12 protein-coding genes are annotated in these 13,803 nt (G+C 59.9%); 4 read left to right on the top strand and 8 right to left on the bottom strand.

The window, feature by feature from the left end:
* Nucleotides 1-54: 54 nt before the first annotated feature.
* Together AC30D7_RS17765 and AC30D7_RS17760 are read right to left on the bottom strand one after the other, a co-directional pair.
* Nucleotides 55-285: a hypothetical protein gene (locus tag AC30D7_RS17765; protein WP_086945476.1), complete on the bottom strand. Its 231-nt coding sequence runs from the start codon at nt 283-285 to the stop codon at nt 55-57.
* 51 nt (nt 286-336) lie between these two features.
* Entirely contained in the window at nt 337-600 is a 264-nt protein-coding gene (locus AC30D7_RS17760) for a DUF2790 domain-containing protein (protein WP_019582709.1), read from the bottom strand.
* Nucleotides 601-917: 317 nt separating this feature from the next.
* Here AC30D7_RS17760 and AC30D7_RS17755 point away from each other — a divergent pair, with 317 nt between their 5' ends.
* Entirely contained in the window at nt 918-1,658 is a 741-nt protein-coding gene (locus tag AC30D7_RS17755; RefSeq protein WP_026286577.1) for a response regulator, read from the top strand.
* Nucleotides 1,655-2,965 (top strand): ATP-binding protein, encoded by a 1,311-nt coding sequence (locus AC30D7_RS17750; protein ID WP_138867212.1) that lies wholly within the window; start codon nt 1,655-1,657, stop codon nt 2,963-2,965. Before AC30D7_RS17755 ends, AC30D7_RS17750 begins: the two co-directional genes overlap by 4 nt.
* A gap of 102 nt (nt 2,966-3,067) precedes the next feature.
* Here AC30D7_RS17750 and AC30D7_RS17745 read toward each other — a convergent pair whose 3' ends face one another.
* The 5 genes from AC30D7_RS17745 to AC30D7_RS17725 all read right to left on the bottom strand — a co-directional run bounded on the left by AC30D7_RS17745 (nt 3,068) and on the right by AC30D7_RS17725 (nt 10,528).
* Nucleotides 3,068-3,391: a hypothetical protein gene (locus AC30D7_RS17745; protein ID WP_490134920.1), complete on the bottom strand. Its 324-nt coding sequence runs from the start codon at nt 3,389-3,391 to the stop codon at nt 3,068-3,070.
* A gap of 356 nt (nt 3,392-3,747) precedes the next feature.
* Nucleotides 3,748-4,131 (bottom strand): hypothetical protein, encoded by a 384-nt coding sequence (locus AC30D7_RS17740; protein WP_064617008.1) that lies wholly within the window; start codon nt 4,129-4,131, stop codon nt 3,748-3,750.
* On the bottom strand, nt 4,128-8,780 hold the full coding sequence (locus AC30D7_RS17735) for an RHS repeat-associated core domain-containing protein (protein ID WP_490134919.1): 4,653 nt from the start codon (nt 8,778-8,780) through the stop codon (nt 4,128-4,130). The genes AC30D7_RS17740 and AC30D7_RS17735 overlap by 4 nt, the downstream gene beginning before the upstream one ends.
* 148 nt (nt 8,781-8,928) lie before the next feature.
* Complete coding sequence (locus AC30D7_RS17730) at nt 8,929-9,699, bottom strand: HvfC family RiPP maturation protein (RefSeq protein ID WP_490134918.1); 771 nt, start codon at nt 9,697-9,699, stop codon at nt 8,929-8,931.
* Nucleotides 9,692-10,528 (bottom strand): HvfB family MNIO-type RiPP peptide maturase, encoded by an 837-nt coding sequence (locus AC30D7_RS17725; RefSeq protein ID WP_490134917.1) that lies wholly within the window; start codon nt 10,526-10,528, stop codon nt 9,692-9,694. Before AC30D7_RS17725 ends, AC30D7_RS17730 begins: the two co-directional genes overlap by 8 nt.
* A 303-nt stretch (nt 10,529-10,831) precedes the next feature.
* Here AC30D7_RS17725 and AC30D7_RS17720 point away from each other — a divergent pair, with 303 nt between their 5' ends.
* Nucleotides 10,832-11,878 carry a class I SAM-dependent methyltransferase gene (locus AC30D7_RS17720; protein WP_028940388.1) on the top strand — a complete coding sequence of 349 codons (1,047 nt, stop codon included), beginning with the start codon at nt 10,832-10,834 and terminating at the stop codon, nt 11,876-11,878.
* Between the two features lie 160 nt (nt 11,879-12,038).
* Here the strand turns inward: AC30D7_RS17720 and AC30D7_RS17715 are convergent, their stop codons facing one another.
* Nucleotides 12,039-12,932: a LysR family transcriptional regulator gene (locus AC30D7_RS17715; protein ID WP_490134916.1), complete on the bottom strand. Its 894-nt coding sequence runs from the start codon at nt 12,930-12,932 to the stop codon at nt 12,039-12,041.
* Nucleotides 12,933-13,080: 148 nt separating this feature from the next.
* On the opposite strand from AC30D7_RS17715, the gene AC30D7_RS17710 reads away from it, so the two are divergent.
* Nucleotides 13,081-13,779: a CoA transferase subunit A gene (locus tag AC30D7_RS17710; RefSeq protein ID WP_018928063.1), complete on the top strand. Its 699-nt coding sequence runs from the start codon at nt 13,081-13,083 to the stop codon at nt 13,777-13,779.
* Nucleotides 13,780-13,803: the final 24 nt, after the last annotated feature.

Genomic DNA, 13,803 nt, shown 5'->3' with positions numbered 1-13,803 from the left:
GGCTAGCCTGCTCCCACACTGGGAATATTGAGTTCATCAGAACAGTGCCTGGCTTCAAGCCATCTGGTTTTCCAACTGCTGGCCCTGTGGCGTCCGGCTGTAACCGTTCTCTGCAAGCAATTGCCCCTGCGGTGTGCGGCTGGAACCATCCTCAGCCACCAGCGGCGTCAGTTGGAAGCAGGTGCTGCTGCCACAGCTGCTCTGTTCAACAGCCGCGTTGGCATGGGCGGCGACGCCGGCTACGGAGAAAACGATGGCGGTTAAAAAGCGGGTGACGTTGTTCATGGGGTTCTTCCTGTTTCAAAAAAAGGAATTGAGAACGGGTGAGCAAGGGACTCAGTTGTCTTCGTTGCAGTTGTCCGCGAATTTGCTGTAATTCAGGGCTTGGGTTTTGCCTTGGGAATCCAGGTAGGTCATCCGCGCATTCACAATCCCGCAGGAAGGCGTGGCGTCCTCTTTCATCGACAGCACTTTCTGGATGTCCAGGTGCGTGCCATAGGTGTAGGTTTGCGGGGTGACATTGGCTTCGGCCCGGGCCGACAAGGTGCAGATGTTCAGGGCTGCAAACAGGCAGGCGGCGTAGACGGCTTTGGTATTCATGGTGGTTTCCTCGGGGCTTCAATGGGTCAATCGTTGCCAAATCGTTGATGGGGCCGAGGCGGTTTGGGTTTGCCTCGATGGAAGCCATTAGAAGCCCGCGAGGTATCCCGTCTGTGTCTGGAACAGGCGCGAGTAAATTGCTATGTATCAGCACCGGCCGGCGATACACAGCGATACAAAACCCCTGAAACCGGCTGTTTTTGCGTCCCCGTGTATCCGCCGACAGGCCAGATACACTGCAATACAAACCGCTGCGGGCGAGCGAGCCTTGACTCGGTAGACTGCGCGAAAACTCCTACTCAAGAGGCATGGCGACCATGGAACACGTCGATCACATTCTCATCGTGGACGATGACCGCGAGATCCGGGAACTGGTAGGCAATTACCTGAAGAAGAACGGCCTGCGCACCACCGTGGTGGCGGATGGACGGCAGATGCGCGCGTTTCTGGAGACCACGCCGGTGGACCTGATCGTGCTCGACATCATGATGCCGGGCGACGATGGCCTGCTGCTCTGCCGTGAGCTGCGCGCCGGCAAACACAAGGCCACGCCGGTGCTGATGCTCACCGCCCGCAACGATGAAACCGACCGCATCATCGGCCTGGAAATGGGCGCCGACGACTACCTGGTCAAACCGTTCGCCGCCCGTGAACTGCTCGCCCGGATCAACGCCGTGCTGCGCCGTACGCGGATGCTGCCGCCGAATCTGGTGATCACCGAAAGCGGTCGCCTGCTGGCGTTCGGTCGCTGGCGCCTGGACACCTCGGCCCGGCATCTGCTGGATCAGGATGGCACCATGGTCGCCCTCAGCGGCGCGGAATACCGTTTGCTGCGGGTGTTCCTCGATCATCCTCAGCGGGTGCTCAATCGCGACCAGTTGCTCAACCTGACTCAAGGGCGCGACGCCGATCTGTTTGACCGCTCCATCGATTTGCTGGTCAGCCGCTTGCGTCAGCGCCTGCTGGACGACGCCCGGGAACCGGCCTACATCAAGACCGTACGCAGCGAAGGCTATGTGTTTTCCCTGCCGGTGGAAGTGCTCGGTGCGCCGTCATGAACCTTGCGCTGCACTGGCCCCGCACGCTGGCCTCGCGGCTGTCGCTGATTTTCCTGATCGGCCTGATCCTCGCCCAGGCGCTGTCCTTTGGCGCGCAGTACTACGAGCGTTATGAAAGCGCGAAAAATACGATGTTGGGCAATCTGGAAACCGACGTTTCGACCTCCCTCGCCATCCTCGACCGCTTGCCTGCCAACGAACGAGCGAGCTGGCTGCAGCGCCTGGAACGCACCAACTATGGTTATCTGCTGAATGAAGGTTCGCCCGGCACACCGATGGCGCCCAGCGATGTGCCGATTGCAGTCCCCTCGATTCAGGACGCCATCGGCCATGAATATCCGCTGACTTTTACCGACATCCCCGGCCCGAAGAAACACTTCCAGGCCCATCTGAAACTGAAGGACGGCAGCCCCGTCACCATCGACGTGCGACCCGCGATGGTGCCTTTGTCCCCGTGGTTACCGGCGGTATTACTGGGGCAACTGGCGCTGCTGATCGCCTGCACCTGGCTGGCCGTGAGAATCGCCATCCGCCCGCTCACCCGCCTCGCCCAAGCCGTGGAAACCCTCGACCCCAACACCCACGCCGTGCACCTCGATGAAAAAGGCCCGACCGAAGTCGCCTACGCCGCCAGGGCATTCAATGCCATGCAAGCGCGTATCGCGGCGTATCTCAAGGAACGCATGCAACTGTTGGCGGCGATTTCCCACGACCTGCAAACCCCGATCACGCGCATGAAACTGCGTGCCGAATTCATGGACGACTCCAGCGAAAAAGACAAACTGTGGAATGACCTCGGCGAGATGGAACACCTGGTGCGCGAAGGCGTGGCCTACGCCCGCAGCATCCATGGCGCCACCGAGGAAAGTCGCCGCACCGATCTGGATTCGTTCCTCGACAGCCTGGTGTTCGACTATCAGGACATGGGCAAAGACGTGCAGCTGGGCGGCAAAAGCGCCGCAGTCATCGACACCCGGCCCCATGCCTTGCGGCGAGTGCTGGTGAACCTGGTAGACAACGCGCTGAAATTCGCTGGCGCGGCTGAGTTGTGGGTGGAAACGAAGGCGGATGGCAGCTTGTCGGTGAAGGTTATGGACCGAGGGCCGGGGATTGCCGAAGAGCAATTGGCCCAGGTGATGCAGCCGTTCTACCGCGTGGAGAATTCGCGTAATCGCAGCACCGGCGGGACCGGCTTGGGGTTGGCGATCGCCCAGCAGTTGGCGCTGGCGATTGGCGGGTCACTGACTCTGAGCAATCGCGTGGACGGAGGGTTGTGTGCGGAACTCAGGTTACCGAAGCCCCAATAAACACCACCCATCCAATGTAGGTGTGGTGTTTGGGGGATTGTGTGCAGTCAGGCCCTTGTGGCGAGGGAGCTTGCTCCCTCGCCACAAAAGCCGCGCTAGACGCTACTCCGAAGGCCGAGCCCGCAACCGCCGTCCAATGACATCCAGCACATCGCAGCCATCGCGCAATGGAATGGCACAGAGCAAAGCAAAATCACTGAGAATGAAGGATTCGCACTCGACTGAACCGCGCATCGACATGTTCTCAAGCACCTGAGTAACTGCGCGAATTCGATAGCTGGCAGTGTCATACAAAACATCGATCGGCGCGTGGGTATCGACGAACAGGGTGGGCATGTCGGTGCAGTTGCCGGTGAGGGCCATGAAGCGGTTTTTGGGGTGGGGGATTGGTTTTTCGTAGGGTGGATCTGGCGTTAGCGTCGTCATTTGTAATTTCCATGAGTATGAATATGAGCTGCCAACGCACCCTCCTACAGGTTTGGGTGGCAGCCATGCGCAGGAGTAGGAGTACCGAGCACTCATGAACCTCGGCCACGCCGAAGCGTGTCCCGCGCACAGCCGCCGCGAACGATCTTACGGACACACATTAAGTGCCGCAATCAAACGACAAAGCTGTTGCACCATGAGAGAGGGCTCCTACACCCTGCCACTGAAATATCAGTGACCGCCAAAGACTATCGACGGAGCGCATCTCGCACCAGTTCATGGAAACCGCTACAACTTGAAGGAAACTTCCGACGACTTTGCCCAGAAATTTCGCACCTCCGTAAGAAATGATCTATTCAGACACCGGTGGGAAATAAGGTAATTTTCTTAAATTCCAGATCTACAAATACTGGAATATCCCCAGTGAATCCAACTACCTCAAGAAGCACGACTGATCCGTCTAAATCGACAGCCGCAACTCCATCCGCATCAATAGACATTATTCTTCCTGTCAAATTTATAAAGCCGTTTACTACTTCAATCGAATACACATCTTTCAACGCGCGATGAGCATTCACCCCCCAAATAACCTCCTCCATAACTTCTAACTCGACATCATAAAGCTCGCCTAATTTTGGTGTTCCGGCATTCCAAGCTGCTATCGCCGAGCCGAGTACGGTTGAAAATTCCACAAAATTCTCATTTTTTATGAGAATCATTTTATTTATGGTCACATTCATTTTGGTTTCTTCGGCAATGGAACTCGGACTACGGTGCTTTCAACATTCATCACATTTTCCTTTAGTTCGAGTATCCACTTTTCCTCATGGTAATGATGCTTACTCGGGTTGCCTCCCATTTCATGAGCTCCATAGCGGATACTTCTTTTCCCATCTGCCGACACCAATCTGTCAGGATCCGGACTCCTCGTTCGGGGATGACTATGTGTGTACGGACCATCACCTAAAAACTCTTCCCATTTATTAGTGGCATCCTGCGGTTTAACTGGCTTATTAGCATAGGTTTCTTTGTGATATCCCGCCTGGGGCGTATTCCGAGACACCTCTGGTATTTGAGGTTCTCCGTCAGTCGCTGCCGCCTTGCCCGAAGGTTCTTGCCCACCGATAGACGGTTTCCTACATTTATCTCCATCGGGACAGGTACTCAACCCCAACGGATCAACCCACCCCGTCGGATTCGGCGTGTACTGGTACTGGTTCAGCCCACCGGCTAGCTTGATCGGATCCGGCGTCAGATACCGACCCACCTGCGGATCATAGTACCGATGCCGGTTGTAGTGCAGACCACTCTCGGCGTCGAAGTACTGCCCCTGAAACCGTAACGGTTGTTCAAGTTGCTCGCCCCCGCCGAACGTCTGGTGAGTGACTTTGCCGTAGGCGTTGTACTTCGCCGACCAGACAATCTCGCCACCGAAATCCGTCAGTTCCTGCGGTGTGCCCAGGTGATCGAGCTGGTAGTAGAACGGGCAGGCCTTTTTCGGGCCTTTGCCGTCGAGCATGGCCAACGGGCGGAAGCTGCCCGGCTCGTAGACGTAGCTGCGGTAGTGCTCTTTGCTGCTTTCGGCGACGACTTGGTCGCCCTGCCAGAAGAACTCGGTGGTTTGGCCGTCGATGGTTTTGGCGATGCGACGGCCGAAGGCGTCGTAGCGATAGCTCGCGCAACTTCCATCCGGCAACGTGACGCCGACCAGCCGATGCTGGCAGTCGTAGCGGTATTCGGTGACGAGTTTCTGCCCGGTGCCACGGCGTTCGCGGATCAGGTTGCCGAAGGCGTCGTAGTCGTAATGGCGGTCGCCTTGCATCAACAGGCGATTGCCTTTGACGGCCGTCGGGCCGGGGCGGTCCTGCATCAGCAGGTTGCCGGCCGGATCGTGGGCGTAGCTTTCCGGCTGTTGGTCGCGGGTGTGACGGACGCGGGTCAGCCGGTTCAGCGCGTCGTACTGGTAGCTGCGCTGGCCGTGGCGGGTGTCGGCGATATGATCGAGATTGCCGTTGAGGCTGTAGGCATAGTCGCGGCGGTACAGGCTTTTTTGCTGTTGGCTGACGGCGTGGGACTTCAGACGGCCCTGTTCGTCGTAGGCATATTCACTGAGCAGCAGGCCTTGTTGACGGTTTTGTTCGCGACCGGCGAGGAACGTATGCGAGGTCAGTCGTGCGCCATTGAGGTCGATGGCCGTCAGCGCACCGCCCTTGGCGTGGTGGTAGTCGAGTTTGCTGCCGTCCGGCAGACGCAGGCGGTTGAGCTGGCCGCAGGCGTCGTAGCCATAACGCAACGTGCCCCAGCCCTGATGTTCGGTGATCAGCCGGTCCTGCTGGTCGTACTCGAATTCCAGCGGGTGATCGTGGCCATCGTCGACGCTGGTCAGCCGGCCCAGCGAGTCGTAGCGGTATTCGACCTGGGTGCCGTCGGGCAACGTTTTGACCAGCAAGCGCCCGGCCGAATCCCGCTCGTAAGTCGTCACCAGCTGCGAGCCGTCATCACCGAACTCGGTTTTCTCCAGCAGGTGCCCATTGAGGTCGTAGGCGTACGCGGTACGACGGCCGTCGAAGCCGGTTTCCTGTCGGATCAAGCCGTTGGGCGTGTAGTCCAGTCGATAGTGTTCGCCGGATTCGTTTTCGATTTCCGTCAGCAGCAGCTGCGCATTGTCATAGCGGTACTGGAGCTGGGTGCCGTCGGGGTTGATCCGGCGGCTGACCAGGTGCAGGTCGTCGACGTATTCATAGCGGGTGATGCGGCCCAGTTCATCGCGTTCGGCAGTGATCTTGCCGTAGGCGTTGTAGCTGAACCCACGGGTGGCCCCGCTAGGCAATGTCGTCTGGATCAGTCGGCCAACGGCATCCCATTGATACTGGGTAACCGCACCGTGTTCGTCCTGACGGGTCGTCTGCCGTCCCAGTGCATCGTAGGAAAACGCTCGCTGACCACCGTCCGGCAGCGTTTCCTCAAGCAACTGGCCCAGGGCATTCCAGACAAAGACATGGCGACTAGTGTCCGGGTAGCGGATCGACAGTAGCCGGCCTTGTTCGTCGTAGTGGTAATGGGTGACCTGACCGTCCGGATCGGTGGCTTCGGTGACGTCACCCTGAGCATTGCGCTGATATTTCCACACCGCCTGACCGCGATAGCGCGCATGCAGGAAACCGTTGCGATACTCGTAGGCCGTTGGCTCGTCGTCCGGTGGAATCAGCGCCACCAACCGTCCGACTTCGTCGTAACGGTATTCGGTGACGGCCCCCAGCGGATCCTGCTCGGCGACCAACCGGCCCTGCTCGTCGTAGGCCTTGAGCTGTTCGCCGCCATCCAGCCCGACCCGGCGTACCAGTCGCGCCCGGTTGTCGTGGACGTAAACCTCTTCACTGCCGTCGATGTTCCGGACCGTGACGCTGCCCTGGTCATCCCAGACATAGCGCGTGTCCATCTGCGCAAACGATGCCCAATGCCGCACGCAACGCGCCGCCTTGCCGGAGCGCTCCCACTCCCAGAAGAAACTTGCGCCACCGGCCAGTTGCCGCTGCAAAATTACGTACTGCTCGTCGTAGTCGTAACGCTCGCTTTCGCCGGCGGCGTTGCTCGCTTCGATCAGTTGATCGCGTTCGTCGTAGTGATAGCTGACCAGCGTCTGCTCGGTGTGCCAAGCCTCGGCGAGGGTCTGGGCCGGGCGGAAACACTGGTAATCGACAGCGATCAGGTGGGCGCGGTCGTAGCGCAACAGCAAGGCACGACCGGCTCCGTTGTCGAGGCGCTGGATGCGTTCCTGACGGTCGCGGGTGATGCGCAGGCGGTTATCGTAGGCGTCGCTAATGGCCGTCAGCCGACCGTTGTGAAAGTGGTAGAACCGTGTGTCGTCGCCGGCCTGGGCGAGGATCAGTTCTTCGGGGTCATTGCCGAGGTAAATCGCCGCGCGGGACAGGCTGTTGTGGATGGCCGGGCGTTCGTGATTCGGCAGCGGGAACGTGGTGCGGCGGTTTTCGTGGTCGATCCAGATAGCCTGGTCGCCGTCGATTTCCAGCCGATGGGCGAGCGAATGACTCCAGCCAAAGCCGAGGCCGCAGTCGATCTCGGCGGCGCTGGTGCGATAGAGTCGGGTGAAGTCGAACGGCAGGATGCCGTCCAGCGCACCGTCGGTGAGGGTCAGCAGTTCTTCGCCGGTGACCATCGACACCGGGCATTTGTTGGTCGCGGTTTTATCGACTGAGTCGGCGCTGTCGCCGTTGGGGTTTTTCGCCTGATCCGGGGCGTCGTCGCGGTGTTCGCTTTGCTTGAGCGTGGTGTTGCGCCTGGCATCCCAACGCAGTTGCATCCGACCTTTCTTCAGCCCTGCGGCGATACCGCGGGCGGCGACTTTTTTGTAGCGGTCGACGTAGCCGATGAAGTTATTGATGATCGTGAAAATCGCCTTCACGAGACGCACAACGGCACTGATCAACTGCGCAGCTCGATCAGCCAAACGCATCGTCAGATAGGCGATGCCGGCGCCCGCCCCGGCGAACGTCAGGACGAGGCCAATCAGGATATCAATCAGCAGCTGCACCACCACCATCGACACCGCTTCGGCGGTTTTGCCGGCAATTTCGCTGGGTGGCAGCATGTCGAGCCAGAGGCTGGCGCAGCGCACCAGCAGACACAGCGCCGCTTCGTCACTGACTAGCAACTGGGCTTTTTCCATGACATCCGGTGCGGCTTTGGCGAGCTTCTCCAGCTCTGCGGCGCTTTCGCCCAACCGCTCTCCAAACTTCGCCGGATCCTTGAGAATGTCCGAAAGCAGGCCGATGCCGTCCCACACGCCTTCAATTGCCGCCCAACTTCCCGCGAGCATTCCATTGCCTACAGCAACCGAAGACGATTCCGACCACTTCGGTTTGAACGTCTGCCATTCATCACGCAGCCAGCTGTCGAGCTCCTTCGTCAGGCCGTCGTACGAGGAAAACAGCTTATGTACCTGATCCGGGGTGACTTCGTTGTGAACATGAACACGGTAGAACTTGCCGGGTGTACCGGTGAACTCTCCCTTGCCACGTTCATTGAGCGTCACAGGCGTCGACTTACCGCCATCCACCGCAATGACATCGACCTGAATATCCCCCAGCGGGATGTCATAAACCGATTCGAACTTGCTCTCGATCTGCAGAATCCCGCCGTCGGGACACTGCGCAACGCTGGAGAAAAAATCGTCATCACGACTGCTGACTGACTTGCTGGTATTACCCAGCTTGATCACCCGTTCCATGTCCATCAGCGAGGGCAAGTCAGCGGCACGGCTGGCCATGTCCGCCGTTTGGTTGAACCAACGCTTAAGCTGTTTGCGGTAGAGCGTCAGGGAGTCCGGAAAACGGTCTAGCTCCTGCTCGATACGGGCGATGTGCTCCATCAACGCACCGAAAAGCAGGCAGCGACTGGAGAAAAGGAGTCGAACATAAGCAATCCCTTGCGCAGAAAATTAGGCGCGAGGACTTTGCGGGGGATCAATCAGGAAAGAAGTCAGGAAAGGTGGAAATGGATGTAGGGTGATTCGCTGATTAGCAGCGACTAAAGGCCGCTATGCCGATTACCCCCTCCCCATGCATCTGCCGCAACAACGCCACCCCGCTGTCGATGAACTCCAGCGACCCGGCCATCCCCGCCTCCACCGCCAGCCCTTCCAGTTGCGACCGGCCATCGAGTTGAGGAAATTCCCCGATCCGCTGCAACAATCGCCACGCCAACGGGCTCAGTTCGGAGAAGTGCACACTCCAGTCCTCGGCCCGACGCACCAACAGCAACGTCGGCTGAGCCGGTGGCACTTGCGGCCGATAATCCGGCCCCACTTTTTGCACCGGCCAGCCATAGGCCAACGGCCAGGCCAGTGGCGAAACCTGCAACGGTTGATCCAGCAGCAGCCCTGTATCACCGGCGGGTAGTGGCTCGGCGTCGGATTGTTGCAGGGCCATTTCGACCCATTCGTAATGCGCCAGTTCGACCATGAACGGTGGCCACGGCCCATCGTTCAGCGCCTGGGGTTCAGAGGCGAGGAACGCGACAAACTCCTGGGCGATCTCGCCGAATTTTGGTGTTTGAGCGCGGTGGTCCCGCAGGAAGATCCGCACCAGAGCATGCCAGTCACTGTCGCCCAATATCTTCACCAACACCGGAAAGGTGCCACTGAGCAACGACGACAGGTTCGAGAACACCAGGTTGCGATAAACCTGCGCCCGCGCCACGTCCATCCCGGCGGGCGGTGCACAGTGATCGGGATCGCGCAGGTAACGAGTCAAGGTGTCTTGTTGCTGATACAGCGTCGGCTTATCCATGGTTAGCCTCCTGCTGCAGTCGGCGAATGCTCTGCAACTCGCTCACCAGTTCAGAGAACGCCGGGTAATTGAAGTCCCGTTCAAGCAGCGTCGGCTGTACGCCGAACCGCGCATATGCCTCGGCCAGCAACGACCAGACCACTGGTTTGACCGAGGCGCCGTGGGTGTCGATTTTCAGGGTGTCGGATTCGTCGAAATGCCCCGCCACATGCATCGCGACCACCCGCCCCGCGTCGATACCCGCCAGAAACGCCTGCGGATCGAAACCGTGATTGATCGAGTTGACGTAGACATTGTTGACGTCCAGCAGCAGGTCGCAATCGGCTTCGCGCAGCACTGCGTTGGTGAACGTCAGTTCGTCCATGTCCTGCTGCGGCGCGGCGTAGTACGAGACGTTTTCCACCGCCAGGCGCCGACCGAGAATGTCCTGGGTCTGACGAATTCGGGTGGCGACGTGGTGCACCGCTTCCTCGGTAAACGGCAACGGCAGCAGATCGTAAAGATGCCCGTCATCGCTGCAGTAGCTCAGGTGTTCGCTGTACAGCGGCACTTTGTAGCGATCGAGGAAAACCCGCACTTCTTGCAGGAAGCCTACGTCCAGCGGCGCCGGCCCGCCCAACGACAAGGACAAGCCGTGACAGGACAACGGATAACGTTCGGCCAGGGCACGAAACGCCGCGCCATGCGCGCCGCCGATGCCGATCCAGTTTTCCGGCGCGACTTCCAGAAAATCGAAAGCGTCCGCCGGGGCTGCTTGAAGGTCCTTCATCAACCCGCGGCGCAAGCCTAACCCGACGGTCGCCTGCGCTGATATGAGGGGAGTTTGCATGGTGTCGATCTCATCCTGGGATCCGGTCTCCAGCGCCTGAAAATCAGTGCCGGCCGGCAGGCCCAGTCAAGCGCCTCGGTGTGTCGGGTCTGTGTGCGCAAACACCCCTCTTCTCAGCGCACTGTATCGGACAGGCAGCCGGATACAGTGGGATACACGAACTAGACTTGTTGATTACCCCCCCCTTAGGGGGGGAGCCAGGACGCGGTTATCGTCCTGTTCATTCCCACGATCACCACCCACAGGTGCACGCCTCGATAAACAATGCCTGCGGGCCGTGATCCTGCTGAAGGAGCACACATGATGGACGAGGCCAGACTCAATGATTTCATGGGCAAACTGGTGAGTGACATGGGCGGCGCGGCGATGCTCGCCAACGTCATCCTCGGCGAAGAACTCGGCCTGTACCGGGCCATGGCCGACAGTCAGCCAGTCACCCCCGAAGCACTCGCCGAGAAGACCGGCTGCAACACCCGCCTGCTGCGTGAATGGCTCAGCGCCCACGCCGCCTCCGGTTACATGGAACACCGCGACGGCCAGTTCCGCCTGCCTGAAGAGCAAGCCCTGGCGCTGGCGATCGAAGACTCACCGGTTTATGTGGCTGGCGGCATGGCAGTGGTTGCGTCGTTTTTTCATGACAAGGACAAACTGGTCAACGCCATGCGCGGCAACGGCGCCCTGCCGTGGGGCGATCACCATCCGTGCATGTTCAGCGGCACCGAGCGGTTCTTCCGCCCAGGCTACAAGGCGCATCTGGTCAGCGAGTGGCTGCCGGCGCTCGACGGGGTAGTCGCCAAACTGGAGGCTGGTGCGAAAGTGGCAGACATCGGCTGCGGCCACGGCGCCTCGACCGTGATCATGGCCCAGGCTTTCCCCGAGTCGCGGTTCGTCGGTTTCGATTACCACGCGCCCTCGATCACCGTCGCCACCCAGCGCGCCGAAGAAGGTGGCGTGTCCGGACGGGCACGGTTCTTCCAGGGCACCGCCAAGAGCTATCCGGGCGACGACTATGATCTGATCTGCTATTTCGACTGTCTGCACGACATGGGTGACCCGGTGGGCGCGGCACGGCATGCCTATGAATCGCTCAAGCCCGACGGCACGGTGCTGTTGGTTGAGCCCTTCGCCAACGACACGCTAGACGAGAACGCCAACCCGGTGGGACGGCTGTTCTATGCCGCCTCGACCTTTATCTGCACACCCAACTCGCTGTCCCAGGAGGTCGGCCTCGGGCTCGGTGCCCAGGCAGGCGAGGCACGGTTGCGCAAGGTCTTCACCGAGGCGGGCTTCACCCAGTTCCGACGGGCCACGGAAACGCCGTTCAACCTGATTCTGGAGGCGCGTAAATAAGGGCAGGCACATAACCGGGCAGGTTGACCTGCCCGGATGCAACTGACGAAACCGGACCCTGTGGGAGCGGGCTTGCTCGCGAAGGCGTAGTGTCAGGCGACATCGATGCTGACTGTTCCGCCCCCTTCGCGAGCAAGCCCGCTCCCACAGGTGACCGTGATCAGTTCAGACGCTCTCCCAGGTTTTCGGCCTTGAGAATATCGAACAGCGCCTGCGCCGCCGCCGACAGTTCTTGCCCCGTCGTCAGCACCCCGATCGCCCGTTCCACCACCGGGTCGCGCAAGGTGATGCAACGCGCGCCCAACTCGCGCATCTGCCCGGCGCACAACGCTGGCACCGCGCTTACGCCCAGTCCGCTGGCCACCATCCGCCCGACCGTTGCCAACTGATGACTTTCAAACTCCACCGGCAATTTCATGCCCCGCGCCTGCAAGTGCTCTTCGAGCATCACCCGCACCGTGGACGGTCGCTGCAGGGTTATGAACGGTTCCTTGAGCAACGTTTGCCAATCGATATCGCCCAGGTCCGCCAGCGGTGAATCAAGCGGCACCACCGCCACAAACCGGTCGATGTACAACGGGGTGAATTGCAGCGACGAACTCTGGGTCGGCTCAAACGCCACGCCCAATTCCACCTGACGGTCGCGGACCATTTCCAGCACCTGCTCGTTGATCACGTCGTTCACCGTGACGTTGACCTTGGGATAACGCGCGCGGAAGGTCTTGAGGATCGGCGGCAGCAGGTTGCCGGCAAACGACGGCATCGCCGCCAGCGTCACGCGGCCACGCTGAAGGGTGAAGCGTTGGCGCAGCTCATCCTCGGCATTGTCCCAATCCGCAATCAACCGACGGGCCAATGGCAGCAGCGATTCACCTTCCGCGGTCAGCGCGACGTTACGGGTATTGCGGGTGAACAGGCGCCCGCCCAGGCCGTCCTCCAGCGCCTTGATGGTCAGGCTCAGCGCCGATTGGGACAGGTGCAGCCGCTCGCAAGCCACGGCAAAGCTCAAACTCTGGGCCACGGCCAGGAAAGCGCGGATCTGTTTAACGGTCATGGCCACTGTCTCCAACGTAGCGCGCACTCATTGGTGAGTTTTATCTATTAATCAACCTTAAAAATCAACTTAACAAATAAATCCTGTGGCGAGACACTCCCTCCCCATCCGGCTAGCCAGCCGCCCACAAAGAATAAAAGAGGTGCATATGGCAGGGTTCGACAAGCGCGTGTATTCCTATGAGGAAGCGATGGCCGGTCTTGAAGACGGCATGACCGTGATCTCCGGCGGCTTCGGCCTGTGCGGGATTCCGGAAAACCTCATCGCCGAGATCCAGCACCGGGGCACCCGTGATCTCACCGTGGTCTCCAACAACTGCGGCGTCGATGGGTTCGGTCTCGGCGTGCTGCTGGTGGACCGGCAGATCCGCAAAGTGGTGGCCTCCTACGTCGGCGAGAACAAACTGTTCGAAGACCAACTGCTTAAAGGCGAAATAGAAGTCGTCCTGACCCCCCAAGGCACCCTCGCCGAGAAAATGCGCGCAGGCGGTGCCGGCATCCCGGCGTTCTTCACCGCCACCGGCGTCGGCACTCCAGTCGCTGAAGGCAAGGAAGTGCGCGAATTCAAGGGCCGCCAGTACCTGATGGAAGAATCCATCACCGGTGACTTCGCCATCGTCAAAGGCTGGAAAGCCGACCATTTCGGTAACGTGGTCTATCGCCACACCGCCCAGAACTTCAACCCGTTGGCCGCCACCGCCGGCAAGATCACCGTGGTCGAAGTCGAAGAAATCGTCGAACCCGGCGAGCTGGACCCGTCGCAGATCCACACCCCTGGCATCTATGTCGACCGGGTCATTTGCGGCACGTTCGAGAAGCGCATCGAACAGCGCACCGTGCGTAAGTGATCCCCTGCCCCCGGACCGAATGAA

This window comes from Pseudomonas sp. DF5 (genome assembly GCF_058148225.1).
Note: the sequence above shows the minus strand (reverse complement) of the source record. Positions and strands in the feature narration are given on the sequence as shown.